We start from the raw sequence: 26,285 nt of genomic DNA on the forward strand, positions 1-26,285 counted from the left end.
GTCAGGGCATCACTTCCAGCGTGGCCGCATAGCTCAGACGGCGTTCCTTGGCTTGCGGCACGGTGGTCTTGCTGTCCTTGGTGCTGGCGTCGAGCCAGTACATGCCGGCGCTCGGCCAGATCACGCTGAACTGGCCCTTGTCGTCGGTCTTGAGCTTCACTTCGTCGAGCTTGTCGCGGTACTGGGTGTTGCCGGCGGTCACGGTCACTTCGAGGTCCTTGGCGGGCTTGCCGTCCAGGTGCAGTGTGAAGGTGGCCTTCTCGCCCTTGACGAGGTCGGTCGGGCTGCCGGTGGAGATCAGCTCCAGGCCCTGGCCGATGGGCTTGAGCACCGAGGGCTTGCCGACGGTCACGAAGGTCTCGATGCGGCCGGCCGATTGGGTGATCGTCACGTCTTGCGCGTCGGCCGGGATTTCCTTGGCGATGGTCTCTGCCGTGCCGCGTGCGCGCTTGTTCTGGCCCGTGGCCTTGTCCTTCCAGGCGGCGAACGCGCCGTTGTTGACCACCGCGATGCGGTAGGTGCCCGGCTGCGCGACGTTCACGTCGAACACGTTGCGCGCCTTGAGCTTGGCCTCGGCTTCGGGCTTGACAGTGCTGCCGTCGGGCGCGGTGATCTGCAGGCCATCCAGGCGCAGCGGCGCGTGGTTGGCAACGAACAGGTCGTTCGACACAGCAGCATCGACGCTCACGGTGTCGGCCTTCGACAGCACGGTGCTCGAGGGCAGCAGCCAGGCGTTGTGCGCCTGGGTCACGGAAGCAATGGCCGAAAGGGCGAGGGCGAGGCCGGCGGCGCGCAGGGTGAAGCGGGTCATGGGGGTCCTTGGAATGAGAGGGCGGGCGAAGGGAGGGCAGGTCGGTCGGAAGTCAGGGCTTGAGTTCGAGCTTGATCTCGCCGAGCTCTTCCTTGCCGGCGGCAACCGGTTGCGCGGCGGCGGTGGGCGGCCACTGGAACGGGATGGTCACGACCTCGCGGCCGCCGACTTCACGGGCGGCTTCCACCACCAGCTTGTAGGCGCCGGGGGCGAGCTTGGGCATCGCGCCCGAGCCTTCGGTGAAGCTCAGCTGGTGCTTGCCCGCGGGCTTGGAGGCGCCGGTCACGCCGTCCACCGGCACCGCCAGTTCACGGCCGCCGCGGCGCCACCACTGGCGCATGTCCTTGAGCCACTTGGTGCCTTCGCCTTCGGGGTTGTTGGTCTTGGTGCGCACGTCGTACCAGACGGCCAACGTGCCAGCCATCGTGCTGTCGGCGCGCTCAATCCAGGTCGCCACGTAGGGGCGGTGGTACTCCGACACATTGAGCCTGGGGATCTCGATGTTGACCGACAGGCCGGCCGCAATGGCCGGGGCCGCGAACAGCGCCGACATGGCAATCGGTGCGAGCGAGTAGCGAAGGTGCACGGGAAACCTCTTTTCCTGAATCAACAAAAACAACGTGCCGACCGATCCAACTATCGGATCGGTCAGTGAATGAACAGCAGCGCGAGCAGCACGGGCACCACCAACCCCATGCCCACCATGGGCCAGGTGAAGGGGCGGTTGCCCGCATGCATCTTGAGAATGAACAACCCGGTGACCGAGAAGACCAGCGTGGCGGCCGCGAAGATGTCGATGAACCAGCTCCAGGCGGTGCCGGTGTTGCGGCCCTTGTGCAGGTCGTTGAAGTAGGAGAGCCAGCCGCGGTCGGTGCGCTCGTATTCGACCTCGCCCTCGGGCAGGCTCAGGCGCAGCCAGGCGTCGCCGCCGGGGCGGGGGAGCGAGAGGTAGATTTCGTCGTCGGACCATTCGGCCTCGCGGCCGACGGTGTCGATGTCCCACTGCTTGCGCAGCCAGGCTTGCAGTTCGGCGGGGAGCGGGGCTTTGCCCTGCTGGGCCTTGGCGGCCGGCAGTTGCTGTTCGAGGCGGGCGCGCAGCGCGTCGTCGACGATGCCGTTGTGCGTGGTGACGACCGGCTTGGCCTCGATCTGGCCCGCGTGGTTGAGCGTGAAGCCCGTGACGCTGAACAGGATCATCCCGACGAGACAGATGGCGGAACTGACCCAATGCCACTCGTGGAGGGTCTTGAGCCAATAGGCGCGGCGGCGGTTGTCGGAACGGGCGGGGGCAGTCATCGAAAGCGCGAATTGTATTCGCGCGAATGAGAATGACTGCTATTCAGTGGGGATAAAGTTAAGTAAAGAGCAATAAAAAACGGGGCCGAAGCCCCGTTTGTTTGCAATGCCATGACGGCGGTGCGTTGTGCTTACTCGAGCTCGCCCACCTGCAACTGCAGGTAGTTCTGCAGGCCGACGCGGTCGATCAGGTCGATCTGCGTCTCGAGGAAGTCGATGTGCTCCTCGGTGTCGTCCAGGATCTCTTGCAGCAGGTCGCGCGAGACATAGTCGCGCACCGATTCGCAATGTGCGATGCCGTCCTTGATGGTCGCTTGCGCGCCGGTTTCGGCGCCGAGGTCGCAGCGCAGCAGCTCGGGCACGTCTTCGCCGATGTTCAGCTTGCCCAGATCCTGCAGGTTGGGCAGGCCGTCGAGCATGAAGATGCGGTCCATGAGCTTGTCGGCGTGCTTCATCTCGCCGATGGACTCTTCGTATTCCTTCTTTGCCAGCTTGTCCAGGCCCCAGTGCTTGAGCATGCGGTAGTGGAGGAAGTACTGGTTGATCGCAGTCAGCTCGTTCTTGAGCTGCGCCTGCAGGTGTTCGATGACTTTGGGGTCGCCCTTCATGGTTCTTTTCCTTGTTCTGAAAGCGGTGATTGTCCGAGGGGAGAACATGCCCTTGCAAGCAAACCCATGCTGCGCCGGTCTGCATGCGTGTGATGGTGATACACGTTCGTATTGACCTGCCGCAAGCCGACGCGCGAGGCGATGGCAAACATAGGGGGTTCCAATACTTTCAATAGTTGATATCTATTGAAAACTAGATATTGGTAGTTATACTCATGGCTCGCACTTATTTTTGTCCACCCGAGCATCCAAGGAATCAACATGTCCCTGATCAACACCGCAGTCCAACCCTTCAAGACCCAGGCCTACCTCAACGGCAAGTTCATCGATGTGTCCGACGAGACGCTCAAGGGCAAGTGGTCTGTCCTGATCTTCATGCCGGCAGCCTTCACCTTCAACTGCCCGACCGAAGTCGAAGACGCGGCCGACCACTACCCCGAATTCCAGAAGCTGGGTGCCGAGGTCTACATCGTGACCACCGACACGCACTTCTCGCACAAGGTCTGGCACGACACCTCGCCGGCCGTCGGCAAGGCCAAGTTCCCGCTGGTGGGCGACCCGACCCACACACTCACCAACGCATTCGGCGTGCACATCCCCGAAGAAGGCCTGGCACTGCGCGGCACCTTCGTGATCAACCCGGACGGCATCATCAAGACCGCCGAAGTGCACTCCAACGAAATCGCCCGCGACGTCAAGGAAACGCTGCGCAAGCTGAAGGCAGCCGTGTACACCGCCGCGCACCCGAACGAAGTCTGCCCCGCCAAGTGGAATGACGGCGACAAGACCATCGCTCCGTCGTTCGACCTCGTCGGCAAGATCTAAGCGCTCCGCGCGAAAGCCCGGGCGCTCACGAGGCCCCGGGCTTTTTTGTCCCGAGTTGATAGTTTTCAGTTATCGAAAGAGAGTCCGCCATGCTTGACGCCAGCACCAAAGCCCAATTGAAGAGTTACCTCGAACGCGCCACGCAGCCGATCGAGATCGTCGCTTCGCTCGACGACAGCAAGGCCTCGGGCGAGATGCTGTCGCTGCTGAAGGACGTGGCCGAATCGTCGCCGCTGGTCACGCTGACCGAAAGCCGCGACGACAACCACCGCAAGCCCTCGTTCTCGGTCAACCGCCCGAGCGAAAACCACGGCCCCCGCTTTGCCGGCCTGCCGATGGGCCATGAATTCACGTCGCTGATCCTTGCGCTGCTGCAGATCGGCGGCTACCCACCCAAGGTCGAGCAGGCCGTGCTCGACCAGATCAAGGCGCTCGACGGCGATTTCGAGTTCGAAATCTACGTCTCGCTCACCTGCCACAACTGCCCCGACGTGGTCCAGGCGCTGAACCTGATGGCCATTCAGAACCCGCGCATCCGCACCACGATGATCGAGGGCGGCACCTTCCAGGACGAAGTGAAGGAACGCCAAATCATGGCCGTGCCGACCGTGTTCCTGAACGGCACCGAGTTCGGCCAGGGCCGCATGAGCCTGGAAGAAATCCTCGCCAAGATCGACACCAGCGGCGTCGAGCGCGAAGCCGCCAAGATCGCCGCCAAGGACGCCTTCGACGTGCTGATCGTCGGCGGTGGCCCGGCTGGTGCCGCAGCCGCCGTGTACGCCGCGCGCAAGGGCATCCGCACGGGCGTCGCCTCGGAGCGCTTCGGCGGCCAGGTGCTCGACACGCTGGGCATCGAGAACTTCATCTCGATCAAGGAAACCGAAGGACCGAAGTTCGCCCACGCCCTCGAAGAGCACGTGCGCGACTACGACGTCGACATCATGAATCTGCAGCGCGCCAAGGCCCTTGTGCCCAATGCAGGGCCGGGCAACGACCTCATCGAGGTGCAGCTCGAGAGCGGCGCCTCGCTCAAGAGCAAGAGCGTCATCATCTCGACCGGTGCCCGCTGGCGCAATATCAACGTGCCCGGCGAACACGAGTTCAAGAACAAGGGCGTGGCTTACTGCCCGCACTGCGACGGTCCGTTGTTCAAGGGCAAGCGCGTCGCCGTCATCGGCGGCGGCAACTCGGGTGTCGAGGCCGCCATCGACCTCGCCGGCATCGTCGGCCACGTCACGCTGATCGAGTTCGACACGCAACTGCGCGCCGACGCCGTGCTGCAGCGCAAGCTCAAGAGCCTGAAGAACGTCGACGTGTTCACCAACGCGCAGACCACCGAGATCACCGGCGACCAGAAGGTCAACGGCTTGGTCTACAAGGACCGCGCTACGGGCGAGTTGAAGAAGGTCGAGCTCGAAGGCGTGTTCATCCAGATCGGCCTCGTGCCCAACACCGACTGGCTCAAGGGCACGGTCGAGCTCACGAAGCACGGCGAGATCGTGGTCGATGCACGCGGGCAGACCTCGGTACCCGGCGTGTTCGCGGCGGGTGACGTCACCACGGTGCCGTTCAAGCAGATCATCATCGCGGCCGGCGACGGCGCAAAGGCGGCGCTCGGCGCGTTCGACCACCTGATCCGCACGTCGGCCCCGGCCTGAGTCCAGGGGCTCTCAAAGGAAAAGGGGTGCCATCGAACAGATGGCACCCCTTTTTTCGTGCGAACAGGTGAGGCGGCCGGCTCAGTAGATCAGCCGCTCCGGCCGCAGCTCCTGCAGGATCGTGGTGGCGATTTCCTCGATCGACTTGGTCGTCGTCGAGAGCCAGCGAATGCCGGCGCGCCGCATCATGGCTTCGGCCTCGCTGACTTCGTGGCGGCAGTTCTCGAGGCTGGCGTAGCGCGAGTTGGGCCGGCGCTCGTTGCGGATCTCGCTCAGCCGCTCGGGCTGGATCGTCAGGCCGAAGATCTTCTTGCGGTGCGGGCTCAGCGCCGGCGGAAGTTGGCGGCGGTCGAAGTCTTCGGGAATCAGCGGGTAGTTGGCCGCCTTCAGGCCGTGCTGCATCGCCAGGTAGAGCGAAGTGGGCGTCTTGCCGCTGCGGCTCACGCCGACCAGGATCAGGTCGGCGCCTTCCAGGTCGCGGTTGCTCTGGCCGTCGTCGTGCTGCAGGCTGAAGTCGATGGCCGCGATGCGGTCGTTGTAGGCCTTGCTCTTGCTGACGTCGCTGAAGCGGCCGATGCGGTGGTTCGACTTCATGGCCAACTCGATCTCCAGCGGGCGCACAAAGGTGCCGAACATGTCCAGCAGCATGCCCTTGCAGCCGGTTTCGATCACGCCCAGCACGTCCATGTTGGCCAGCGTGGTGAACACGATGGGCCGCACGCCCTCGATTTCGGCCGTGTGGTTGATCTGCCGCACCGCCTGGTGCGCCTTGTCGACCGTGTCGGTGAACGGCAGCCGCACGTGGCGCGGCTTCATCTCGAACTGGGCCAGAACGGCATTGCCGAAGGTTTCGGCGGTGATGCCGGTGCCGTCGGAGACGAAGAAAACAGTGCGTGTATGCATGGTGTTGCTTTTGCGGCGGAGTCCTGCGGCGCGCGCGACCTGCCACGCCTACAATCCGGGCCATTATCGGGAATCCGCTTTCCCAACCCCCTCGAATTCTTTCCATGCACACCGCGACCGCACCCAAAGCAACGACAACGATCGTGCTGCGCCGTCTGCATGCAGCGCCGGTTTCAACTTCTGGAGCTTCCCCATGTCTGCACTTTTCGAGGCGACCGCACTGGTCGTGCCATTTGAAAACCTGAGGATGACCGACGTCGAGTCGGTTGGCGGCAAGAACGCCAGCCTCGGCGAAATGATCTCGCAGTTGCCACAGGGCGTGCGCGTGCCGACCGGTTTTGCGACCACGGCCCACGCGTTCCGCCAGTTCCTAGCGCACGACGGCCTGGCCGACAAGATCAGCAAGCGCCTGGCCGCGCTGGACACCGAAGACGTGCGCGCCCTGGCCGCGGCCGGTGCCGAAATCCGCGCCATGGTCGAGGCCCAGCCGTTCCCGGCCGACCTGCAGAAAGCCATCGGCGAAGCCTTCGCCACGCTGAGCGCCGGCAACCCGTCCGCTTCGTTCGCCGTGCGCTCGTCGGCCACCGCCGAAGACCTGCCCGACGCTTCGTTCGCCGGTCAGCAGGAAACCTTCCTGAATGTGGTCGGCATCGACGACGTGCTGCACAAGATGAAGGAGGTGTTCGCCTCCCTCTACAACGACCGCGCCATCAGCTACCGCGTGCACAAGGGCTTTGAGCATGACGTGGTCGCGCTCTCGGCCGGCGTGCAGCGCATGGTGCGCTCCGACCTCGGCGCCGCCGGCGTGATGTTCACCATCGACACCGAATCGGGCTTCGACCAGGTGGTGTTCATCACCTCGAGCTACGGCCTGGGCGAGACGGTGGTGCAGGGCTCGGTGAATCCCGACGAGTTCTACGTGCACAAGCCGACCCTCAAGGCCGGCAAGAAGGCCGTCATCCGCCGCAACCTCGGCTCCAAGCTGATCCAGATGGAGTTCGCCACGCCCGAAGAAAAGAAGGCGAGCGGCAAGCTGGTCAAGACCACCGACGTCAAGGCCGAGCAGCGCAACCGCTACTCGCTGAGCGACGCCGATGTCGAGCAACTGGCCCGCTACGCGCTGGTGATCGAAGAACACTACGGCCGCCCGATGGACATCGAGTGGGGCAAGGACGGCACCGACGGCCACCTCTACATCCTGCAGGCGCGTCCCGAAACCGTGAAGAGCCAGCAGCAGGGCAAGGCCGAGCAGCGCTACAAGCTGCTGGGCAAGGGCGCCGTGCTGGCCGAAGGCCGTGCCATCGGCCAGAAGATCGGCACCGGTGCCGTGCGCATCGTGCACAACATCAGCGAAATGGACCAGGTGCAGGCCGGCGACGTGCTCGTCACCGACATGACCGACCCGAATTGGGAGCCGGTGATGAAGCGCGCCGCCGCCATCGTCACCAACCGCGGCGGGCGCACCTGCCACGCGGCGATCATTGCGCGCGAACTCGGCATTCCGGCCGTGGTCGGCTGCGGCGATGCCACCGACCTGCTGAAGGACGGCACGCTCGTCACCGTGAGCTGCGCCGAAGGCGACACCGGCTTCATCTACGACGGCCTGCTCGAGACCGAAGTGACCGAAGTGCAGCGCGGCGTGATGCCCGAGATCGACCTGAAGATCATGATGAACGTGGGCAACCCCCAGCTCGCCTTCGACTTCGCGCAGCTGCCGAACCACGGCGTGGGCCTGGCCCGCCTGGAGTTCATCATCAACAACAACATCGGCGTGCACCCGAAGGCGATCCTCGACTATCCGAACGTCGACAACGACCTGAAGAAGGCCGTCGAGTCGGTGGCCCGTGGCCATGCCTCGCCGCGCGCGTTCTACGTCGACAAGGTGACCGAGGGCGTTGCCACCATCGCCGCCGCGTTCTGGCCCAAACCCGTCATCGTGCGCCTGTCGGACTTCAAGTCGAACGAGTACCGCAAGCTGATCGGCGGCAGCCGCTACGAGCCCGAAGAAGAAAACCCGATGCTGGGCTTTCGCGGTGCCGCACGCTACCTGAGCGCCGACTTCGGCGAGGCCTTTGCCATGGAATGCGAGGCACTCAAGCGCGTGCGCAACGACATGGGCCTGACCAACGTGCAGATCATGGTGCCCTTCGTGCGCACCCTGGGCCAGGCCGAGCGCGTGACCACGCTGCTGGGCGAGCACGGCCTGAAGCGCGGTGAAAACTCGCTCAAGCTGATCATGATGTGCGAGGTGCCGAGCAATGCCGTGCTGCCGGAAGAGTTCCTGAAGTTCTTCGACGGTTTCTCGATCGGTTCGAACGACCTGACCCAGCTCACGCTGGGCCTGGACCGCGACTCCGGCCTCGAACTGCTGGCGGCCGACTTCGACGAGCGCGATCCGGCCATCAAGGCGCTGCTGAGCCGTGTCATCAAGGCCTGCAAGGCCGAAGGCAAGTACGTCGGCATCTGCGGCCAGGGCCCCAGCGACCACCCGGACTTCGCGCTGTGGCTGGCGGAGCAGGGCATCGAATCGATTTCGCTGAACCCGGACAGCGTGATCGACACCTGGCAGCAGCTGGCCCAACGAGGCTGAGCCAGCGCGCGGCGGGCATGCCCCAAGGCATGCTCGCCGCGTGATGCAACGCGGCGAATGGCGGAAATCCCCATGGGGGATTCCCCCGTGCTTGTCCCGTGCAAATGAAACAAAGTGCGTTTCCGGTGTCAGACTCGTGACATTCGCAGGCGCCGTATCCCGGCTGCCCGCCTGAGGCGGCACAGGCCCGTCCGGGCCCGTGTCAGCACTTCGCCGGAGACCCCCATGATTCTTGTCAAGACGGAAGCCGGACAGCAGGTCCTCAAGGACCGCTCGGTGCCGTTGACGCCGCGCCAGCGCTCGGCGTTCATCCAGTTCGACGGCAAACGCTCGATCGACGACGTGCTGGGCTCGGGCCTGGGCATCGGGCGTGAAGAGGTCGATCAAATGATCGCGCTGGGCCTGCTGGCGCCCTTGGACGGCCAGCCGGCCGCGGCGCCCGCTGCCGTGGTGGCGGCCCCGGCGCCGGCTGTACCGGCTGTATCTTCCGGCCGCAGCCGCCAGCAGCGCTACAAAGACGCCTACCCCATCGCCACCCAACTGACCGGCAGCCTGGGCCTGATGGGCTTCCGGCTCAACCTCCAGGTCGAAGGCACGACCAGCTACGAAGACCTCCTGGCGCTGGCGCCCAAGATCCGCGCCGCCGTGGGCCCGGAGAAGGCCGCCGCGCTCGACAAGGCCCTCAACGACTGAGGCGCCTTGCCGGATCGCGCAAGACAGGGCTATAATCGCCGGCTTTGCCTTGCCATACCGCGCCCGACGCTGCGGATGGCTTTTCCTCTTCCACGGAAGAATCCACAAGGAGTGCCATGCGTCACTACGAAATCATCTTGCTCATCCACCCGGATCAGAGCGAACAAGTTCCGGCCATGCTGGAGCGTTACAAGGGCCTGATCACGGCCGGCGGCGGCAAGGTCCACCGCGTTGAAGACTGGGGCCGCCGTCAGCTGGCGTACCAGATCAACAAGCTCAACAAGGCTCACTACCTGTGCGTCAACATCGAAGCTGAACAAGCCGTGATGGCTGAACTGGAACACGCGTTCAAGTTCAACGATGCCGTGCTGCGTCACCTGACCGTTCAGAAGAAGAAGGCCGACACCGGTCCTTCGTCGATGATGAAGACGGTCGAGCGCGAAGAGGCCCGCAAGGCCCAGCAGGCCGAATACGCCGCCAACAACAACTGATGGCGTGACGGCTGCCGCTGTGGCGACCGGGGTCAACCAGCTTCTGCTGACCGCCTCTGTCGCCGAACTCGGAACCCTGCGATATACGCCAGCCGGCCTTCCCGCTCTCGATCTGAAGCTCGACCATGAGTCGACGCTCCAGGAGGCAGGGAAGCCTCGGCAGGTGAAGGCGGCCCTCAAGGCTGTTGCGTTCGGCGCCATCGCCGAGCGGCTCGCAAGACAGTCGATGGGAAGTCTCTGGCGATTCCAGGGGTTTCTCGCGACACCGGGCAACGGCAAGCATCCGGTCCTGCACATCCAGGATTTTCAGCAAGATTAATTTTCGACAAGAGGTCCCCCAATGGCCACGTTCAAGAAATTCAACAAAGACAAGCGCCCGAAGCGCAACACCCAGTCGCTGCTGTTCAAGCGCAAGCGCTTCTGCCGTTTCACCGTCGCTGGCGTCGAAGAAATCGACTACAAGGACATCGACACGCTGCGTGACTTCATCAGCGAAAACGGCAAGATCATCCCCGCACGCCTGACCGGCACCCGCGCGATCTACCAGCGTCAGCTGAACACCGCCATCAAGCGCGCGCGCTTCCTGGCCATGGTGCCGTACAGCGACCAGCACCGCGTCTAAGAAGGAGCACACACCATGCAAATCATTCTTCTGGACAAGGTTCTGAACGTCGGCGGCCTGGGCGACATCGTCAAGGTCAAGGACGGCTACGCACGCAACTTCCTGATCCCCTCGGGCCGCGCCCGTCGCGCCACCACTGCCAACAAGGCCGAATTCGAAGCCAAGCGCGTCGAACTCGAAAAGGCTGCCGCCGTCAAGCTGGCCGAGTCGCAAGCCCAGGGCGAGAAGCTCGCCGGCTCGACCGTCAAGCTGACCCAAAAGGCTGGCGTGGACGGTCGTCTGTTCGGTTCGGTCACCAACGGCGACATCGCCGAAGAGCTGAACAAGCAGGGCTACAAGGTTGCCAAGTCGCAAGTGCGTCTGCCCAACGGCCCGATCAAGGTCGTTGGCGACAACACCGTGAGCGTCTCGCTGCACACCGACGTGGTCGTCGAGATCACCGTCACGGTCTACGGCGAAACCGCCTGATCGTTTGCAGCGCCCTGTGCGCTGACGCAAGAAAGCCGCCTTCGGGCGGCTTTTTCTTTTCTGCGCGCGAGTTGTCCAAGTTGTCCACCTCGGCGCACCGGAAGTTCACTGTTTATTAACAACCTTGTCCACACACGTCGCGCCCCGCGCGGCTTAGCATGCAGGGTTGCAAGGGAAGTCCATGTCCGCCGTTTTCTCCTATGCCGACAATGATTCGTCGGCCGACCGTCAGATCGCGCAATTGCGCATTCCGCCTCACTCCATCGAGGCCGAATCCAGTGTGCTGGGGGGCTTGTTATTGGACAACGGCGCTTGGGACCGCATGGGCGACCTGCTGGTCGACGGCGACTTCTACCGCCATGAGCACAAGCTGATCTATGCGGCCATCGGCGGGCTGATCAATGCCAGCAAGCCGGCCGACGTGATCACGGTCTTCGAGCAGTTGCAGAACCTCGGCAAGGCCGACGACATCGGCGGGCTGGTCTACCTGAATTCGTTGGCGCAGTACGTGCCGAGCGCGAGCAACATCCGGCGCTACGCCGAGATCGTGCGCGAGCGTTCCATCCTGCGCAAGCTGGTGTCAGCCGCCGACGAAATCGCGACCAACGCCTTCAATCCGCAGGGCAAACCGGTCGACAAAATCCTGGACGAAGCCGAGCAGAAGATTTTCAACATCGGCGAAGAAGGCACGCGGATGAAGCAGGGTTTCCAGAGCATGGATTCCCTGGTGGTCGAGCTGCTCGACCGCGTGACCGAGATGGCCGAGAACCCGAACGACATCACGGGCGTGCGCACCGGCTTCAACGATTTCGACAAGATGACCTCGGGCCTGCAGCCGGGCGACATGATCGTGCTGGCCGCACGTCCGTCGATGGGCAAGACCTCGCTGGCGATCAACATCGCCGAGCACGTGGCGCTCGAAGAGGGGCTGCCGGTGGCGGTGTTCTCGATGGAAATGGGCGCCGCCCAGCTGGCGGTGCGTATCGTGGGCTCCATCGGCCGCATCGACCAGGGCCATCTGCGCACCGGCAAACTCAGCGACGAAGAGTGGCCGCGTCTGACCGAAGCCATCGAGAAGCTGCGCACGGTGTCGCTGCACATCGACGAGACGCCGGGTCTCTCGTCCAGCGAGCTGCGCGCCAATGCGCGCCGGCTGGCGCGGCAGTACGGGCGCCTGGGCCTGATCGTGGTCGACTACCTGCAGCTCATGTCGACCAGCAGCTCGGGCGACGAGAACCGCGCCACGGCCGTGGGTGAAATCTCGCGCGGCCTGAAGATGCTGGCCAAGGAACTGAAGTGTCCGGTGATCGCGCTGTCGCAGCTCAGCCGCGGCGTGGAAGCCCGTACCGACAAGCGCCCCATGATGAGCGACTTGCGCGAATCCGGCGCCATCGAGCAGGACGCGGACATCATCATGTTCATCTACCGCGACGACTACTACAACAAGGAGTCGAAGGAGCCGGGCGTGGCCGAGGTGATCATCAGCAAGCACCGGAACGGCCCGACCGGCACGGTCAAGCTGGCCTTCCTGAAGCCGATCACCAAGTTCGAAAACCTCGTCGGCTACAGCAACAACGACGAGTACTGACCGGTCGCGCGGCAGGCCGTCAGCCGGCGTTGCTGCCGGGTTCGGGCGTCGAGGCCGGCGGCTTCTGTTCCCACACCTTGTGCCGCGCCGCTTCGGCCTTCACCTGCCGCAGCAGGTCGGCCAGCGTCTTGCCCGGCTCGTCCTGGAAGCGGGCCGCGAGCACTTCCACGCCCTCCATGCGATCGACCCGGAAGCCGCGGAAATCGTTGCGCAGCTCGCACCACGTCGAGAGCGTCCAGACCTTGCCCCAGTAGAAGCAGCCCAGCGGCCGCACGGTGCGCTCGCTGGCGTCGCCCGAGACGTCGCGGTAGTCCAGCCGCAGCTTCTGGTGCGCCTGCACGGCTTCACGCAGCGTCTGCAACCGGGTGCGCAGGGCGTCGTCGAGACCGAGCGCGGGCGCATACAGCGCCAGCGCCTCGGCCGAGACGCGCGCGGCCGGCGGCAGCACCGACAGGATCTTTCCCAGGCCGGTCTCGATGTTGCGCGCCATCGCCGGATCGACCCAGCTCTGGGTCATGCGCGCGGCGGCCACGAGCGCCGATGCTTCGTCCTGCGTGAACATCAACGGTGGCAACTCGAAGCCCGCGCCCAGCCGGTAGCCGACGCCGGCTTCGCCTTCGATCGGCACACCCTGGTGCTGCAGGTCGGCCACGTCGCGGTACACCGTGCGCTCCGACACCTCCAGGCGCTGCGCCAGAAAGGCAGCCGTGGTGAGCCGGCGGCCGCGGATGAGCTGCACGAGTTGGAAGAGGCGATCGGCGCGTCGCATCAACGCGTTCCGACGAGCTTTCTGGCGAAGTCCTCGACAAAGTAGCGCTTGCCGCGCTGGACGACCATGCGGGCGAAGATCGCTGTGGTCGCCGTGCAGCGGATGGTCGCGTGATGGCGTTCTGCCATCTCTTCGCCAATGCCGAACACCGTCGCGAGCCGGCCCTCGGGCACGTCGCGCATGGCCTCCTCGACTTCGGCGGGCGAGGGCGCGGCGATGGTGCCTTTGCCGTGCTGCGCGCGCATGGCCGGGAGAGTGGCCTTCACGTTCGGCCGGTTCGGGTAGCCGGCCAGCCGGTCGCGCCAGCCCTTGCGTGTGCTCATGAGACTCCGATGTGGATCGCCACTGCGTCCGGCCCCTCGTAGGCTTCGAAATCGCTGCGGTAGCGGCGAACGATTTCCGGATGCGCCTCGAAATACTGCCAGATGCGTTGCCACGTGGCGATCACCATCTGCGGCATCTCGCCGCGGCCGGTGAACACGAGGTAGTCGCCTGCTTCGATAGCGATGCTGTTCGGGCCCTCCGCAACGGCCACGCCGGCCGTCACGTCGAAAGCGCCGTGCGCGTCCGATTCGTAGGCGGAGTAGACGCTGAAGATGCGCGTATCGCCGGTGCGGTGCGGCGTCGCGTTGTAGGTCTGCTCGCCGAAGAAGCGGTTCCACAGTGCGCCGATGCGTGCGGTGGCGGGGTCGCTTTCTTCGCGGTTGGTGGTGCGTGCTGTGAGGCCGGAGACCCGGAAGGCGTCGTGGTGTTGGCGGAGGGGGGCCATGAGGGTTTTCTGCGGAGGTGTCGGATGAGGAGGGCGAAGGCGCTCAAAACAGGAGCGCCTTCGGTTCGGCCTTCATCGTCTGTGCGATCAGTTTCATGTCGATGTCAGTGATGTCGAACAGGCCGAAGCGGAACTTGTAGCCCCATTGCTTCGGGGTTTCGATGAAGGCGAGGCGTTCGATCAGCGGGGCGATGGGCGCTTCGTGTGCGGCGACGTAGGCCACGTCGCGACGCCACGGGACGAAGCCGTTGCCCATGTCGAACTCGTAGGGATCGCCAGGCTGGACGATGCCAAGCGACACGAAGCTCTGCAGCTTGTCCGTGCCGCCGAACACCGTGGCCGGCGAATAGTAGGCCACGCGGTCGCCCGCCGCCACGCGCTTGAGCGGTGCGAGCTTGCCGTGGCCCAGCTGCATGAACCCGAGCGGCCGGTGGTCCCGCCCGCGCCGGGCATGCTCGGCGCTGGCGACCGCAATCCAGTTGCGTTGTGCCATGGTCTTCAGGCTGGGGCGTGCAGGCCGACTTCGTTGCCTTCGGTGTCGCGCAGGTGGGCGATGAAGCCCATGCCGGGCGGCAATGCCGACTTGGGCGCCACGATCTGTCCACCAGCCGCCTCGACGCGCGAGAGCACGGCATCGATGCCGATGCAGTCGAGGTAGACGCGGATGCCGCTGCCGGCCTGCGCGCTGGTGTTGGCGCCGGGCTTCAGCGCGCCGCCGGTGGCGGGTTCGTCGTAGGGGAACACGACCAAGGGGTTGCCGCCGAAGTCCTCGCGGCGCAGCTTGCGCGCGAGCACGGTTTCGTAGAAGGCTTGGGCGCGGTCCAGATCGGCGACGGGAATCTCGAACCAGGTGATGGCGGTGGTTGTCATGAGGTGCTCGCTTTCGTTCGTTGTTGCGGTGGAAGGAGCCTGCATGGTGCGAGCCGCCTCCTGACAACGTCTTGTCAGTAGCCTGTCATGGCGGACGAAAAAAAAAAAGCCCGCGATGCTCCAGGAGCATGCGCGGGCTGGTGTCGGCCGGGGCCGATGAACTTAGAGCACGTCGCTTGCGAAATCGGCCAGACGCGAGCGTTCGCCGCGCGCCAGCGTGATGTGTCCGCCGTGCGGCCAGCCCTTGAACTTGTCGACCGCGAAGGTCAGGCCCGACGAGCCTTCGGTGAGGTAGGGCGTGTCGATCTGCGCGAGGTTGCCCATGCAGATGATCTTCGTGCCGGGGCCGGCGCGGGTGATCAGCGTCTTCATCTGCTTGGGCGTGAGGTTCTGCGCCTCGTCGATGATCACGTACTTGTTCAGGAAGGTGCGCCCGCGCATGAAGTTCATGCTTTTGACCTTGATGCGGCTGCGGATCAGCTCGTTGGTGGCCGCGCGGCCCCACTCGCCGGCGCCGCCGCCGTCGCCCTTGGCCAGGAACTCGAGGTTGTCGTCGAGCGCGCCCATCCAGGGGCCCATCTTTTCTTCCTCGGTACCGGGCAGGAAGCCGATGTCTTCACCGACGCTCACCGTGGCGCGGGTCATGATGATCTCGGTGTAGCGGCGGTCGTCCAGCACCTGCGTGAGGCCCGAAGCCAGTGCCATCAGGGTCTTGCCGGTGCCGGCGGTGCCGGTCAGCGTGACGAAGTCGATCTCCGGGTCCATCAGCAGGTTCATCGCGAAGTTCTGCTCGCGGTTGCGCGTGTTCACGCCCCACACGGCGTTCTTGCCTGAGCTGTAGTCCTTGAGCGTCTTGAGCACCGCGGTCTTGTCGCGAATTTCGGTGACGCGCGCGTACATGCTCGGCTCGCCGGGCGCCTCGAAGAAGACGAATTGGTTGATGTACAGGTTGGGCACGATCGGACCGCTGATCCGGTAGAACGTGTTGCTGCCGCTCTGCCAGCTTTCGACCGTCTTGCTCTGGCGGGTCCAGAAGTCGGGCGGGAGCGCGAGCGAACCGGCGTAGAGCAGGTCGCCGTCTTCCAGCGTCTTGTCGTTCTGGTAGTCGTCGGTGGCCAGGCCGAGGGCGCGCGCCTTGACGCGCATGTTGATGTCTTTCGACACCAGCACCACTTCCTGCTTCGCCTTGCCCGGGCGGTCTTTCGCGTATTCGTCGCGCAAGGCCTGGACCACGCCCAGGATCTGGTTGTCGGCCTTGCCCTGGGGCAGGCTGACCGGCAGCGAGTAGTCGAGCGGCGCAGTCTGGAAGAACAGCCGCCCGCCGGCCTCGCGATGGCCGGTGGTGTCGAGCTTCAGGCCCTTGTCGATGTCGGCGTCCTGCGCACCGGCCAGCGCATCGAGCGTGCGGCTGGTCTGGCGGCCGTTGCGCGCGACTTCGGTCGTGCCTTTCTTGTGGCCGTCGAGCTCTTCCAGCACGATCATCGGCAGGAAGATGTCGTGCTCTTCGAAGCGGAACAGGCACATCGGGTCGTGCAGCAGCACGTTCGTGTCGAGCACGAACAGCTTGGCCGGACCGGTGGACTTGCGTTTGGGGCGTGCCGGGGGCTGGGGTGCAGCGGCGGGCGTGGCGGCTGCGGGGGCGGGCGTGGGCACGCGCGTCTCGACCTGCACCATCGCGGGTGGTTGCTGCTGCGGTGTGCTCGTCGGTGCCGACGTGGGCGCGGCCTTGGTTTTCGAGCGGCGTGCCGGGCGCGCGGCCGGTGCATCGCCGCCGCCGTCCGTGCCGAGGTTGTCGAACAGCTCCAGCGGCTGCGGTCCGCTCTTGGCGGGGGCGTCGTCGCGCGAATCGCCGGAACGGCGCGAGTTTCTGTGCGAGGGACGGGCAGGTGCGTCGATTGCGTCCGGCGAGAGCAATGCGGCGCGTTTCGTGGGGGCGGGAGGCAGTGGCATGGGTCAGGTCGCTCGCAAGGAAGAAAGAGAAGGGCCGGAAAACGAAAAAGCCGCCTGTAGACCCAGGCGGCTTCGTTCGGAGGATGCGGTCGTGGAGCTCAACGGCATGAGGCCATTATGCACACCGCAAAAGACGCACCGGAGGCTCTTTGCACACTGCGTGGGGCAATTCCCACGACTTGATGCAAAAGCGCACGCCCGGTGCCTTGCGGCGCGATCAGGCAGCCTTCTTGAGTGCCTTGACGGCCTTGAGGACGTCTTCGACATGACCCGGAACCTTGAGCCCGCGCCATTCGGCCTTCAGGATGCCGTCGGCGCCGATCAGGAACGTGCTGCGCTCGATGCCCTTGACCTTCTTGCCGTACATGATCTTGTTCTTGACCACGCCGAACATGTGGCACATTTTTTCTTCGGTGTCGGCAATCAGTTCGAACGGGAGTTCGAGCTTGGCCTTGAATTCGTCGTGCGACTTCATGTTGTCGCGCGACACGCCGAAGACCGTGGCACCTGCTTTTTCGAAGTCTTTGTAGTGGTCGCGGAACTGCATCGCTTCGGTCGTGCAACCCGGAGTGTTATCTTTCGGGTAAAAATACATGACCATGACGTGGCCGAGGTGCGAGGTATTCGAAACCTTGATGCCGCCCGTGGCGTTGGCGTCGAATTCAGGAATGGGTTTGTTGACAACGATCGCCATGAAACTTGTTTTCTCCGTTAGATTCCGTTCTCCGAGCCCTCTCAGCCCTTTACAGGCTTGCTCGAAGAATGGAGGATTGGTCGTTGCTAACTTTGGGTAGCTGGCCGGTTCGCAACCCGGTATTTTACCTCGAAAACCCCTCTCTCAGCCACCGGTCGGGCGCTCGACGAGCAGGGCGGCGATCACGTGCCGGCCTTCACCGGCCAGGATGTTGTAGGTTCGGCAGGCCGCCGGGGTGTCCATGGTCTCCACGCCGGTGCGTTGCGCCATCAGGGGCTGCAGCCATGTGGGCTGGGGAAATCGGATGCGGGTTCCGCTGCCGAAAATGACCAATTCGGCGCCCAAAGAGGCCAATTGCGCGAAATGTTCGGGGCCCAACTGGTCGAAACGCGTGCAATCCCAGACAAAGCGTTCGCCACGCGAACCCACGACCACGCTGCCCTCCACCTTTTCGTTGTTGATCGCGACCCAGCCGGGGCCGTGTGCGGTGAGGGTCTGGGCGTCTGATTTGTCGGGCTGGAGCTTCATCGGGGCACTGGGAACTGTGGTCAAATTATAGGTTTTCCCTAGTGACACGAGGCCCGCAGGGGCCTTTGACCTTCGAGTAAACCCGCCCGGGAGGGCCCCTTTGAAGCAGCTCAAGAAATCGGCCAAGCTGGCCAACGTCCTCTATGACATCCGCGGTCCCATCATGGACGCCGCCAAGCAGATGGAGGAAGAAGGCCAGAAGATCATCAAGCTCAACATCGGCAATCTGGCCGTGTTCGGGTTCGATGCGCCTGAGGAGATCCAGCAGGACATGATCCGCAACCTGCCGACCTCGGCGGGTTACTCGGACAGCAAGGGTGTTTTCGCGGCGCGCAAGGCCGTGATGCACGAAACCCAGAAGCAGGGCATCGCGGGCGTCACGCTCGACGACATCTACCTGGGCAACGGCGCCAGCGAGCTGATCGCCATGTCCACCAACGCGCTGCTCAACGACGGCGACGAGTTGCTGCTGCCGGCCCCCGACTACCCGCTGTGGACCGCCTCCACGAGCCTGTCGGGCGGCACGCCGGTGCATTACCTGTGCGACGAGGACAACGGCTGGATGCCGAACCTGGCCGACATCCGCGCCAAGATCACGCCGCGCACCAAGGGCATCGTGGTCATCAACCCGAACAACCCGACCGGCGCGCTCTATTCCGACGACCTGCTCAAGAGCCTCGTCGAGATCGCTCGCGAGCACGGCCTCGTGATCTTCGCCGACGAGGTCTACGACAAGGTGCTGTACGACGGCGTCAAGCACACCGCCATTGCCAGCTTGTCGACCGATGTGCTCACGCTGACCTTCAATTCGCTGTCCAAGAGCTACCGTTCGTGCGGCTATCGCGCCGGCTGGCTTGTGGTGTCGGGCGACAAGCGCAGCGCACAGGATTACATCGAGGGCCTGAACATGCTCTCGAACATGCGCCTGTGCGCCAACGTGCCGGGCCAGTGGGCGATCCAGACGGCGCTCGGCGGCTACCAGAGCATCAACGACCTCGTGTGCGAGGGCGGCCGCCTGCGCCGCCAGCGCGACCTGGCCTACGAACTGATCACCGCCATTCCGGGCGTGAGCTGCGTCAAGCCCAGCGCCGCGCTCTACATGTTTCCCAAGCTCGACCCCGAGGTCTATCCGATCGCGGACGACCGCCAGTTCTTCCTCGAGCTGCTGAAAGAGACCCGCGTGATGCTGGTGCAGGGCACCGGCTTCAACTGGGCCACGCCGGACCACTTCCGCATCGTGTTCCTGCCCCACGAAGACGACTTGCGCGAGGCCATCCACCGCATCGCCAAGTTCCTGGAGCAGTACCGGTTGCGTCGCAAGACGGGGCCATGAAGTCCGCCTGCGTCGCTGCCGCGCTGCTGCTGGGCGCACTGTCTGTCGGCGCGGCCGGGAAGAAAGATCCGGTCTCGTTCTCGCACAACGACTGGGAGCTGGTCTGCGACAACACGCGCACCTGCCGCGCCGCCGGCTACCAGGCGGACAGCGGTGTCTCGGAGCCCGTGTCGATGCTGCTCACGCGCGCCGCCGGGCCCGATCAACCCGTCGAAGTTCAGCTCCAGGTCGGTGGCGAAGGCGATGTGAAAGGCCCGTTGCGGTTCAAGGTCGGCAAGGCCTCCGTTGCAGGGCTCAAGCCCGACACGGCCACGCTCGACGCCCAGCAGGTCCGCACCCTCCTTCCTGAACTGCTCAAGAGCGACGAGGCGACCGTCACCGCCAACGGCGGCAAGAAGTGGACGCTGTCGCTCGCCGGCCTCAACGCCGTGCTGCTGAAGATGGACGACACCCAAGGCCGCATCGGCACGCCAGGCGCCTTGGTGCGCCGCGGCACCAAGCCCGAATCGTCCGTGCTGCCTGCGTTGCCAGCCCCTGTCGTCAACATCGTCAAGCCGCCGAAGGCGCGGCCCGGCGACGCCGCGCTGCCCGCGCGCATCTTTCCGTCGCTCGACATCGCCGCAGTGAAGGAGCAGTGCAACAACAGCACGGACCTCAGCGCCAAGTCGCTGGACGTTGTCCGCCTGAGCGGCAGCAAGGTGTTGCTGTCGATGGGCTGCGGCATGGGCGCGTACAACTATTCGAGCCTGCTCTGGATCGCCAACGACAAGCCGCCCCATGCGCCGGTGTCCCTCGAGGCGAACGGCGACTTCGATGACAAGGACGCCAGCGTCACCTCGGCCATGAAGGGCCGCGGCATCGGCGACTGCTGGTCGAGTGAAACCTGGCACTTCAACGGCACGACCTTCGTGCGCACCGGCGCGTCCGGCGACGGCATGTGCCGCGGCTTCGCGGGCGGCGCCTGGAGCCTGCCGCGCTACGTCAGCCGCCTCGTGGACGCCGCAGCACCGTCCCTCACCCCCTCCAAACCATGAACGCGACCCCTCCCATGAAATCCATCCAAGTAGGCCTGCTCGGCGCAGGCACGGTCGGTAGCGGCACCTTCAAGGTGCTCCAGCGCAACCAGGAAGAAATCAAGCGCCGCGCCGGCCGCGGCATCGAGATCACCATGGTGGCCGACCTCGACACCGCCCGCGCCCGCGAAGTGGCCGGCGAAGGCGTGACCGTGGTCGCCGATGCGCGCGAAGTCATTGCCAACCCCGACATCGACATCGTCATCGAACTCATCGGCGGCTACGGCATTGCCAAGCAACTCGTGCTCGAGGCCATCGCGGCCGGCAAGCACGTGGTCACGGCCAACAAGGCGCTGCTCGCCGTGCACGGCACCGAGATCTTCGCGGCCGCGCACGCCAAGGGCGTGATGGTGGCCTTCGAGGCCGCGGTGGCCGGCGGCATCCCGATCATCAAGGCGCTGCGCGAAGGCCTCACCGCCAACAGCATCCAGTGGCTGGCCGGCATCATCAACGGCACCACCAACTTCATCCTGTCCGAGATGCGCGACAAGGGCCTGGACTTCGCCACCGTGCTGAAGGAAGCCCAGCGTCTGGGCTACGCCGAAGCCGACCCCACCTTCGACATCGAAGGCGTCGACGCCGCGCACAAGGTCACGCTGATGAGCGCCATCGCCTTCGGCATCCCCGTGCAGTTCGACAAGGCCCACGTCGAGGGCATCACCAAGCTCGCCGCACAGGACATCAAGTACGCCGAACAACTCGGCTACCGCATCAAGCTGCTGGGCATCACCAAGCGCACTTCCCAGGGCATCGAACTGCGCGTGCACCCGTCGCTGGTGCCGTCCAAGCGCCTGCTGGCCAACGTCGAAGGCGCGATGAACGCCGTGGTCGTGCACGGCGACGCCGTCGGCACCACGCTGTACTACGGCAAGGGCGCCGGCAGCGAGCCGACCGCCAGCGCCGTCATTGCCGACCTGGTCGACATCACGCGCCTGCACACCGCCGACGCCGCGCACCGCGTGCCGCACCTGGCCTTCCACCCCGACGCCATGAGCGACCTGAAGGTGCTGCCGATGTCGGAAGTCGTCACCAGCTACTACCTGCGCCTGCGCGTGGCCGACCAGGCCGGCGTGCTCGCCAAGGTGACGGGCCTGCTGGCCACCGCCGGCATCAGCATCGATGCCGTGCTGCAGCGCGAAGCCGACGAAGTGGGCGGCGAAGGTTCCACGCAGACCGACCTCATCATCCTCACGCACGACGCGCGCGAAGGCACCGTCGACGACGTCATGGCCGAGCTGCAGGCGCTGCCGACCGTGCTCGAACCCATCGTGCGCATCCGCAAGGAAGAGTTGAAGTGAACTACCTGAGCACCCGCGGCCACCCCGACCGCAAGCGCTTCTGCGAAATCCTCCTCGAAGGCCTCGCGCCCGATGGCGGCCTGTACCTGCCGCAAACGTACCCGCAGGTCGACACCGACACGCTCGCCAAATGGCGCGCGCTGCCGTACAACGAGCTGGCCTTCGAGATCCTCTCGCTGTACATCGACGACATTCCTGCGGCCGACCTGAAGGCGATCTGCGCGAAGACCTACACGGCCGAAGTGTTCGGCTCCGACGAGATCGTGCCGCTGCGCGAGCTCGAAGACGGCGTGTACCTCGAAGCCCTGTCCAACGGCCCCACGCTGGCCTTCAAGGACATGGCGATGCAGCTGCTGGGCAACCTGTTCGAGTACGAACTGGCCCGCCGCGGCGCCGAGCTCAACATCCTGGGCGCGACCAGCGGCGACACCGGCAGTGCGGCCGAGTACGCCATGCGCGGCAAGAAGGGCGTGCGCGTCTTCATGACCTCGCCCGACGGCCGCATGAGCCCGTTCCAGCAGGCGCAGATGTTCAGCCTGCAGGACGAGAACATCCACAACATCGCCATCACCGGCGTGTTCGACGACTGCCAGGACATCGTCAAGGCGGTGTCGAACGACCTGGGCTTCAAGCGCAAATACCGCATCGGCACGGTCAACTCGATCAACTGGGCGCGCTTGCTGGCGCAGGTCGTCTATTACTTCGCGGGCTATTTCCAGGCCACGGCGAGCAACGACAAGCCGGTGAGCTTCACGGTGCCCTCGGGCAATTTCGGCAACGTGTGCGCGGGCCACGTGGCACGCATGATGGGCCTGCCGATCCAGACGCTGGTCGTCGCCACCAACGAGAACGACGTGCTCGACGAGTTTTTCCGCACCGGCGTGTACCGCGTGCGCGCCGCAGTCGACACGCACGAAACCTCGAGCCCGTCGATGGACATCAGCAAGGCCAGCAACTTCGAACGCTTCGTGTTCGACCTGGTCGGTCGCGATGCGGCCCGCCTGCGCCAGCTGTTCGTGGACGACCTGGGCCTGAAGGGCAGCTTCGACCTGAGCGCCGACCCGGCGTTCCAGCAGGCGGCCGAGCGCTTCGGCTTCCGCAGCGGCCGCAGCACGCATGCCGACCGGCTCGCGATGATTCGCGACACGGAGAAGCGCTTCGCCACGCTGATCGACCCGCACACCGCCGACGGCCTCAAGGCCGCGCGCGAACAGCTCGTGCCCGGCGTGCCGATGGTGGTGCTTGAAACCGCGCTGCCGATCAAGTTCGCAGCCACGGTGGTCGAGGCGCTGGGCGAAGAGCCCGCGCGCCCGAAGAAGTTCGAAGGCATCGAAGCCTTGCCCAAGCGCGTGGTCCAGCTGCCGGCCGATGCCGAGGCCGTCAAGGCCTACATCGCCGAGCACTGCGACTGACGCAGGCGGCCACGGCATGAAGGTCGTCGGCTTCGCCGGTTACTCGGGCGCGGGCAAGACCACGCTGGTGGAGCGCCTGATTCCCGTGCTCAAGCAGCGCGGCCTGCGCGTGTCGGTGGTCAAGCACGCGCACCATCGCTTCGACATCGACCATGCCGGCAAGGACACCTGGCGCCACCGGCAGGCCGGGGCCTTCGAGGTGGTCGTGGCGTCCGACCAGCGGCTTGCGCTGATGCGCGAGTTCGAGGTGCCCGCCGATCTCACGGTGCACCAGCTGCTCGCCGAGCTGCACCCGGCGGTCGACTGGGTGCTGGTCGAGGGCTTCCGGCACAGCGACGTGCTCAAGATCGAGGTCTGGCGCCCGAGCGGCGACGGCGAGGCGCCGCGCGCCGCGCTGTACATCGACGACCCCTTCGTCACCGCCATCGCCACCGATGCGCCGGCGGGCCTGCCCGAGCCCACGGTGCGTCCGGTGCTCGACCTCAACGACGCCGAGGCCATTGCGACGTGGTTGATCGACAGCGGCGAGCGCTTCGACTACAACCCCGAACACCATGGCTGACTCTTCTCCCGTTCCCTTCGCCGCCTCGTCCTTGCGCCCGCCGCTGATGCCTCTGGACGAAGCGATCGCGGTGCTGCTCGCCAAGGCGCAGCCGCTGCTGCCGGCCGAAAGCGTCGGCACCTTCGACGCCGACGGACGCGTGCTGGCGCAGGACCTCGTCTCGGGCCTCACCGTGCCGCCGCGCGACAATAGCGCGATGGACGGTTATGCCGTGCGCGCGGCCGATTGCGCCACGCCCGGCACCGAACTGACCGTGACGCAGCGCATCCCCGCCGGCACCGTCGGCACGCCGCTCGCGGCTGGCACGGCGGCGCGCATCTTCACGGGCGCGCAGATCCCCGAGGGCGCCGACGCGGTCGTCATGCAGGAAGACACGGCCGCCAAGCCGCAAGAGGGCGGCCTGGGATCGGTGCGCATCGCCATCGCGCCCGTGGCCGGCCAGTGGGTGCGTCGCGCGGGCGAAGACGTGGCCTCGGGCGATGTGGTGCTCAAACGCGGTGAACGCCTCACACCCGCCGCGCTCGGCCTGGCCGCGAGCGTCGGCTTCGACACGCTGCAGGTCGCGCGCAAGCCGCGCGTGGCCATGCTCTCCACCGGCGACGAGCTGGTGATGCCCGGCGAGGTCGCGCCCGACGCCATGAAGCCCGGCGCGATCTACAACTCGAACCGCTTCTTCATGCGCGCGCTGCTGCACCGCCTGGGCTGCGAGGTGAACGACCTGGGCATCGTGCCCGACAACCGCGAAGCCACCATCGCCGCGTTGCGCGACGCGGCCGAAACGAGCGACCTGATCATCACGACCGGTGGCGTCTCGGTCGGCGAGGAAGACCACATCCGCGCCGCGCTGCAGTCGCTCGGCGAGCTGCAGCTGTGGTCGCTGTCGATGAAGCCCGGCAAGCCTTTCGCCTACGGCTCGATTGCCCGCAGCAACGGGCAGGGCGCCTGCCATGTCACGGGTCTGCCCGGCAACCCGGTGTCGAGCTTCCTGACCTTCCTGATGCTGGTGCGACCCTTTCTGCTCACGCTGCAGGGCGCCACGCGTGTGACGCCCGAGGCCGTGCCGCTGCGCGCCGATTTCGACTGGCTGCGCGCCGACAAGCGCCGCGAGTTCCTGCGCGTGCGGCGCAACGCGGCGGGCGGGCTCGACCTGTTCGCCAACCAGAGTTCGGGTGTGCTCACGTCGATGGTCTGGGGCGACGGCTTGGTCGACAACCCGGCGGGCCGGACGATCAAGGTCGGCGACACCGTGAACGTCATTCCCCTCGCATCGTTGCTCGGCTGAGTCTTCCCATGAAAGTCCGTATCCGTTATTTCGCCTCGGTGCGCGAGGCACTGTCCAGCAGCGGCGAAACCGTCGACACGCAGGCCGGCACGCTCGCGGCCCTGCGCGACGAGCTCATCGCCCGTGGCGGCCCCTACGCCAGCGCGCTCGCACGCGGCAAGGCCGTGCGCATGGCGCTCGACCAGGCCATGAGCGACGAAGCCGCCGCGCTGAGCGACGACTGCGAAGTCGCGTTCTTCCCGCCCGTCACGGGCGGCTGAGCTTCGCGTCCAGCGCCACGAGGCGTTCGCGCAGACCGTCCGACGCGCGCGTCATCGGCGAGCGCAGCTCGTCGTGCAGTTCGCCCGCATGCGCCAGCAGCGCCTTCAGCGGGCCCGGGTTCGGTTCGGCAAACAGCATCTCCAGCAGCGGTTGCAGCGGCTGCCATTCGGCGCGCGCCTCGGCCAGCCGGTTCTCGGCCAGCAGGTGAACCAGCCGCACGAGGCGCTTCGTCTGCACATGGCCGCTGGCCGCGATGGCGCCCACGCCGCCTTCGGCCATGGTGGCGAAGATCTGGTGGTCTTCGCCCGTGAGCACCTGCAGCCGGCCGTCGGCGATCACCGCGCGCGTCTTGGCCATGTCGCCGCCGCAGTCCTTGATGCCGCGGATGCGCGGGTGCTCGGCCAAAGCCAGCAGCGTCTCGCGCGCGATGGTCACGCCGGTGCGATAGGGAATGTCGTAGACCAGCACGGGAATCGTGCTGGCATCGGCGATGGCGTGGAACCACTCGCGCACGCCGGCCTGCGACGGGCGGATGTAATGCGGCGCGGACACCAGCAGGCCCGCCAGCGGGCGTTCCGAGAGCTTGCGCGCCCAGGCCGCGGCCTTGCCCAAGTGGTAGCCCGACATGCCCATGACGACCGGCAGTCCGCCCGCGGCCGTCAGCACGGTGTCGAGCACGGCGAGCTGTTCGGCCTCGTCGAGCGCGGCGGCTTCGCCGGTCGAGCCGCAGGGCACGAAGCCGGTCACGCCATCGTCGGCAAGCCGCCGGACGAGCGCCGCCAGGGCGGTGTGGTCGACCGCGCCATCGCGGAACGGGGTGACGAGGGCGACCCACAGGCCCGAGAAATCGGTGGGGGTGTCGGCGGTGGTGGGTTGATGTGGCACGCAGGCTTCCTTTCAGGAATCGACCGATGGAAGAACCACCGTCCGA

At 65.6% G+C, this 26,285-nt stretch carries 30 protein-coding genes; 16 read left to right on the plus strand and 14 right to left on the minus strand.

The features are described from left to right. Position 1: 1 nt before the first annotated feature. The 4 genes from RZE79_RS10755 to bfr all read right to left on the minus strand — a co-directional run bounded on the left by RZE79_RS10755 (position 2) and on the right by bfr (position 2,715). Positions 2-811, minus strand: coding sequence for a DUF4198 domain-containing protein (locus RZE79_RS10755; protein WP_319360402.1), 810 nt, complete (start codon positions 809-811; stop codon positions 2-4). A gap of 52 nt (positions 812-863) precedes the next feature. Continuing rightward, positions 864-1,364 (minus strand): DUF2271 domain-containing protein, encoded by a 501-nt coding sequence (locus RZE79_RS10760; RefSeq protein WP_174543631.1) that lies wholly within the window; start codon positions 1,362-1,364, stop codon positions 864-866. Positions 1,365-1,459: 95 nt separating this feature from the next. After that, positions 1,460-2,107 (minus strand): PepSY-associated TM helix domain-containing protein, encoded by a 648-nt coding sequence (locus RZE79_RS10765; RefSeq protein ID WP_153285073.1) that lies wholly within the window; start codon positions 2,105-2,107, stop codon positions 1,460-1,462. A 131-nt stretch (positions 2,108-2,238) separates the two neighbouring features. Continuing rightward, complete coding sequence (bfr, locus tag RZE79_RS10770) at positions 2,239-2,715, minus strand: bacterioferritin (RefSeq protein WP_062473038.1); 477 nt, start codon at positions 2,713-2,715, stop codon at positions 2,239-2,241. Positions 2,716-2,976: 261 nt separating this feature from the next. On the opposite strand from bfr, the gene ahpC reads away from it, so the two are divergent. Beyond that, positions 2,977-3,540, plus strand: a complete 564-nt coding sequence (ahpC, locus tag RZE79_RS10775) for an alkyl hydroperoxide reductase subunit C (protein ID WP_153285071.1) — start codon at positions 2,977-2,979, stop codon at positions 3,538-3,540. A gap of 89 nt (positions 3,541-3,629) precedes the next feature. Further along, on the plus strand, positions 3,630-5,198 hold the full coding sequence (ahpF, locus tag RZE79_RS10780; protein WP_319360403.1) for an alkyl hydroperoxide reductase subunit F: 1,569 nt from the start codon (positions 3,630-3,632) through the stop codon (positions 5,196-5,198). 81 nt (positions 5,199-5,279) lie between these two features. Here the strand turns inward: ahpF and RZE79_RS10785 are convergent, their stop codons facing one another. Next, positions 5,280-6,101, minus strand: coding sequence for a pyruvate, water dikinase regulatory protein (locus RZE79_RS10785; RefSeq protein ID WP_056583104.1), 822 nt, complete (start codon positions 6,099-6,101; stop codon positions 5,280-5,282). Positions 6,102-6,294: 193 nt separating this feature from the next. Between RZE79_RS10785 and ppsA the strand changes: the two genes are divergently transcribed. From ppsA to dnaB, 7 genes are all read left to right on the plus strand, one after another. Beyond that, entirely contained in the window at positions 6,295-8,691 is a 2,397-nt protein-coding gene (ppsA, locus tag RZE79_RS10790) for a phosphoenolpyruvate synthase (RefSeq protein WP_153285069.1), read from the plus strand. A gap of 225 nt (positions 8,692-8,916) precedes the next feature. Then, positions 8,917-9,384 (plus strand): hypothetical protein, encoded by a 468-nt coding sequence (locus tag RZE79_RS10795; RefSeq protein ID WP_319360404.1) that lies wholly within the window; start codon positions 8,917-8,919, stop codon positions 9,382-9,384. Positions 9,385-9,500: 116 nt separating this feature from the next. Further along, positions 9,501-9,875: a 30S ribosomal protein S6 gene (gene rpsF, locus RZE79_RS10800; RefSeq protein ID WP_153285067.1), complete on the plus strand. Its 375-nt coding sequence runs from the start codon at positions 9,501-9,503 to the stop codon at positions 9,873-9,875. Positions 9,876-9,879: 4 nt separating this feature from the next. Next, positions 9,880-10,194 carry a primosomal replication protein N gene (gene priB / locus RZE79_RS10805; RefSeq protein WP_319360405.1) on the plus strand — a complete coding sequence of 105 codons (315 nt, stop codon included), beginning with the start codon at positions 9,880-9,882 and terminating at the stop codon, positions 10,192-10,194. Positions 10,195-10,215: 21 nt separating this feature from the next. Then, positions 10,216-10,497 carry a 30S ribosomal protein S18 gene (gene rpsR, locus RZE79_RS10810; protein ID WP_007830781.1) on the plus strand — a complete coding sequence of 94 codons (282 nt, stop codon included), beginning with the start codon at positions 10,216-10,218 and terminating at the stop codon, positions 10,495-10,497. A 15-nt stretch (positions 10,498-10,512) separates the two neighbouring features. Then, positions 10,513-10,965: a 50S ribosomal protein L9 gene (gene rplI / locus RZE79_RS10815; RefSeq protein ID WP_319360406.1), complete on the plus strand. Its 453-nt coding sequence runs from the start codon at positions 10,513-10,515 to the stop codon at positions 10,963-10,965. A gap of 181 nt (positions 10,966-11,146) precedes the next feature. Beyond that, on the plus strand, positions 11,147-12,553 hold the full coding sequence (dnaB, locus tag RZE79_RS10820; protein WP_056583115.1) for a replicative DNA helicase: 1,407 nt from the start codon (positions 11,147-11,149) through the stop codon (positions 12,551-12,553). A gap of 19 nt (positions 12,554-12,572) precedes the next feature. Here dnaB and RZE79_RS10825 read toward each other — a convergent pair whose 3' ends face one another. The 8 genes from RZE79_RS10825 to RZE79_RS10860 all read right to left on the minus strand — a co-directional run bounded on the left by RZE79_RS10825 (position 12,573) and on the right by RZE79_RS10860 (position 18,133). After that, on the minus strand, positions 12,573-13,322 hold the full coding sequence (locus tag RZE79_RS10825) for a YafY family protein (RefSeq protein WP_319360407.1): 750 nt from the start codon (positions 13,320-13,322) through the stop codon (positions 12,573-12,575). Continuing rightward, positions 13,322-13,645: a hypothetical protein gene (locus tag RZE79_RS10830; RefSeq protein ID WP_319360408.1), complete on the minus strand. Its 324-nt coding sequence runs from the start codon at positions 13,643-13,645 to the stop codon at positions 13,322-13,324. Before RZE79_RS10830 ends, RZE79_RS10825 begins: the two co-directional genes overlap by 1 nt. Continuing rightward, positions 13,642-14,091 carry a GyrI-like domain-containing protein gene (locus RZE79_RS10835; RefSeq protein WP_319360409.1) on the minus strand — a complete coding sequence of 150 codons (450 nt, stop codon included), beginning with the start codon at positions 14,089-14,091 and terminating at the stop codon, positions 13,642-13,644. The genes RZE79_RS10830 and RZE79_RS10835 overlap by 4 nt, the downstream gene beginning before the upstream one ends. Positions 14,092-14,134: 43 nt before the next feature. After that, positions 14,135-14,584 carry an EVE domain-containing protein gene (locus tag RZE79_RS10840; protein ID WP_319360410.1) on the minus strand — a complete coding sequence of 150 codons (450 nt, stop codon included), beginning with the start codon at positions 14,582-14,584 and terminating at the stop codon, positions 14,135-14,137. A gap of 5 nt (positions 14,585-14,589) precedes the next feature. Continuing rightward, positions 14,590-14,961, minus strand: coding sequence for a VOC family protein (locus tag RZE79_RS10845; RefSeq protein WP_319360411.1), 372 nt, complete (start codon positions 14,959-14,961; stop codon positions 14,590-14,592). Positions 14,962-15,123: 162 nt separating this feature from the next. Continuing rightward, positions 15,124-16,911, minus strand: a complete 1,788-nt coding sequence (locus RZE79_RS10850) for a PhoH family protein (protein WP_319360412.1) — start codon at positions 16,909-16,911, stop codon at positions 15,124-15,126. 217 nt (positions 16,912-17,128) lie between these two features. Further along, positions 17,129-17,605, minus strand: coding sequence for a peroxiredoxin (locus RZE79_RS10855; protein ID WP_062472998.1), 477 nt, complete (start codon positions 17,603-17,605; stop codon positions 17,129-17,131). Positions 17,606-17,749: 144 nt separating this feature from the next. Continuing rightward, positions 17,750-18,133: an Mth938-like domain-containing protein gene (locus tag RZE79_RS10860; protein ID WP_319360413.1), complete on the minus strand. Its 384-nt coding sequence runs from the start codon at positions 18,131-18,133 to the stop codon at positions 17,750-17,752. Positions 18,134-18,233: 100 nt separating this feature from the next. Here RZE79_RS10860 and RZE79_RS10865 point away from each other — a divergent pair, with 100 nt between their 5' ends. Genes RZE79_RS10865 through RZE79_RS10895 form a run of 7 tightly spaced genes read left to right on the plus strand, consistent with a single transcriptional unit; the run spans position 18,234 to position 25,353 of the window. Then, positions 18,234-19,466 carry a pyridoxal phosphate-dependent aminotransferase gene (locus RZE79_RS10865; protein ID WP_319360414.1) on the plus strand — a complete coding sequence of 411 codons (1,233 nt, stop codon included), beginning with the start codon at positions 18,234-18,236 and terminating at the stop codon, positions 19,464-19,466. After that, positions 19,463-20,500 carry a DUF1176 domain-containing protein gene (locus tag RZE79_RS10870; RefSeq protein ID WP_319360415.1) on the plus strand — a complete coding sequence of 346 codons (1,038 nt, stop codon included), beginning with the start codon at positions 19,463-19,465 and terminating at the stop codon, positions 20,498-20,500. Before RZE79_RS10865 ends, RZE79_RS10870 begins: the two co-directional genes overlap by 4 nt. 14 nt (positions 20,501-20,514) lie before the next feature. Continuing rightward, positions 20,515-21,837 carry a homoserine dehydrogenase gene (locus RZE79_RS10875; RefSeq protein ID WP_153285059.1) on the plus strand — a complete coding sequence of 441 codons (1,323 nt, stop codon included), beginning with the start codon at positions 20,515-20,517 and terminating at the stop codon, positions 21,835-21,837. Further along, entirely contained in the window at positions 21,834-23,249 is a 1,416-nt protein-coding gene (thrC, locus tag RZE79_RS10880; protein WP_319360416.1) for a threonine synthase, read from the plus strand. Before RZE79_RS10875 ends, thrC begins: the two co-directional genes overlap by 4 nt. 16 nt (positions 23,250-23,265) lie before the next feature. Then, complete coding sequence (mobB, locus tag RZE79_RS10885; protein ID WP_153285057.1) at positions 23,266-23,811, plus strand: molybdopterin-guanine dinucleotide biosynthesis protein B; 546 nt, start codon at positions 23,266-23,268, stop codon at positions 23,809-23,811. Continuing rightward, positions 23,804-25,093, plus strand: coding sequence for a gephyrin-like molybdotransferase Glp (gene glp, locus RZE79_RS10890; protein ID WP_319360417.1), 1,290 nt, complete (start codon positions 23,804-23,806; stop codon positions 25,091-25,093). Before mobB ends, glp begins: the two co-directional genes overlap by 8 nt. Before the next feature lie 8 nt (positions 25,094-25,101). Then, positions 25,102-25,353 carry a MoaD/ThiS family protein gene (locus tag RZE79_RS10895; RefSeq protein WP_319360418.1) on the plus strand — a complete coding sequence of 84 codons (252 nt, stop codon included), beginning with the start codon at positions 25,102-25,104 and terminating at the stop codon, positions 25,351-25,353. On the opposite strand, the gene dapA is transcribed toward RZE79_RS10895, so the two are convergent. Beyond that, entirely contained in the window at positions 25,340-26,239 is a 900-nt protein-coding gene (dapA, locus tag RZE79_RS10900; protein ID WP_319360419.1) for a 4-hydroxy-tetrahydrodipicolinate synthase, read from the minus strand. The genes RZE79_RS10895 and dapA overlap by 14 nt on opposite strands. Positions 26,240-26,285 lie beyond the last annotated feature (46 nt).

Source organism: Variovorax sp. EBFNA2, assembly GCF_033802765.1.
Taxonomy (GTDB): Bacteria; Pseudomonadota; Gammaproteobacteria; order Burkholderiales; family Burkholderiaceae_C; genus Variovorax; species Variovorax paradoxus_H.

Coding starts and splice junctions, on each gene's coding strand:
- RZE79_RS10850 (WP_319360412.1), bottom strand. CDS start 16,911: ATGCCACTGCCTCCCGCCCCCACGAAACGCGCCGCATTGCTCTCGCCG.
- RZE79_RS10855 (WP_062472998.1), bottom strand. CDS start 17,605: ATGGCGATCGTTGTCAACAAACCCATTCCTGAATTCGACGCCAACGCC.
- mobB (WP_153285057.1), top strand. CDS start 23,266: ATGAAGGTCGTCGGCTTCGCCGGTTACTCGGGCGCGGGCAAGACCACG.
- ahpF (WP_319360403.1), top strand. CDS start 3,630: ATGCTTGACGCCAGCACCAAAGCCCAATTGAAGAGTTACCTCGAACGC.
- RZE79_RS10845 (WP_319360411.1), bottom strand. CDS start 14,961: ATGACAACCACCGCCATCACCTGGTTCGAGATTCCCGTCGCCGATCTG.
- ppsA (WP_153285069.1), top strand. CDS start 6,295: ATGTCTGCACTTTTCGAGGCGACCGCACTGGTCGTGCCATTTGAAAAC.
- RZE79_RS10875 (WP_153285059.1), top strand. CDS start 20,515: ATGAAATCCATCCAAGTAGGCCTGCTCGGCGCAGGCACGGTCGGTAGC.
- RZE79_RS10830 (WP_319360408.1), bottom strand. CDS start 13,645: ATGAGCACACGCAAGGGCTGGCGCGACCGGCTGGCCGGCTACCCGAAC.
- RZE79_RS10870 (WP_319360415.1), top strand. CDS start 19,463: ATGAAGTCCGCCTGCGTCGCTGCCGCGCTGCTGCTGGGCGCACTGTCT.
- rpsR (WP_007830781.1), top strand. CDS start 10,216: ATGGCCACGTTCAAGAAATTCAACAAAGACAAGCGCCCGAAGCGCAAC.
- glp (WP_319360417.1), top strand. CDS start 23,804: ATGGCTGACTCTTCTCCCGTTCCCTTCGCCGCCTCGTCCTTGCGCCCG.
- RZE79_RS10760 (WP_174543631.1), bottom strand. CDS start 1,364: ATGTCGGCGCTGTTCGCGGCCCCGGCCATTGCGGCCGGCCTGTCGGTC.
- RZE79_RS10755 (WP_319360402.1), bottom strand. CDS start 811: ATGACCCGCTTCACCCTGCGCGCCGCCGGCCTCGCCCTCGCCCTTTCG.
- RZE79_RS10895 (WP_319360418.1), top strand. CDS start 25,102: ATGAAAGTCCGTATCCGTTATTTCGCCTCGGTGCGCGAGGCACTGTCC.
- RZE79_RS10765 (WP_153285073.1), bottom strand. CDS start 2,107: ATGACTGCCCCCGCCCGTTCCGACAACCGCCGCCGCGCCTATTGGCTC.
- rpsF (WP_153285067.1), top strand. CDS start 9,501: ATGCGTCACTACGAAATCATCTTGCTCATCCACCCGGATCAGAGCGAA.
- bfr (WP_062473038.1), bottom strand. CDS start 2,715: ATGAAGGGCGACCCCAAAGTCATCGAACACCTGCAGGCGCAGCTCAAG.
- RZE79_RS10785 (WP_056583104.1), bottom strand. CDS start 6,101: ATGCATACACGCACTGTTTTCTTCGTCTCCGACGGCACCGGCATCACC.
- RZE79_RS10835 (WP_319360409.1), bottom strand. CDS start 14,091: ATGGCCCCCCTCCGCCAACACCACGACGCCTTCCGGGTCTCCGGCCTC.
- RZE79_RS10840 (WP_319360410.1), bottom strand. CDS start 14,584: ATGGCACAACGCAACTGGATTGCGGTCGCCAGCGCCGAGCATGCCCGG.
- ahpC (WP_153285071.1), top strand. CDS start 2,977: ATGTCCCTGATCAACACCGCAGTCCAACCCTTCAAGACCCAGGCCTAC.
- RZE79_RS10860 (WP_319360413.1), bottom strand. CDS start 18,133: ATGAAGCTCCAGCCCGACAAATCAGACGCCCAGACCCTCACCGCACAC.
- RZE79_RS10795 (WP_319360404.1), top strand. CDS start 8,917: ATGATTCTTGTCAAGACGGAAGCCGGACAGCAGGTCCTCAAGGACCGC.
- RZE79_RS10825 (WP_319360407.1), bottom strand. CDS start 13,322: ATGCGACGCGCCGATCGCCTCTTCCAACTCGTGCAGCTCATCCGCGGC.
- rplI (WP_319360406.1), top strand. CDS start 10,513: ATGCAAATCATTCTTCTGGACAAGGTTCTGAACGTCGGCGGCCTGGGC.
- dnaB (WP_056583115.1), top strand. CDS start 11,147: ATGTCCGCCGTTTTCTCCTATGCCGACAATGATTCGTCGGCCGACCGT.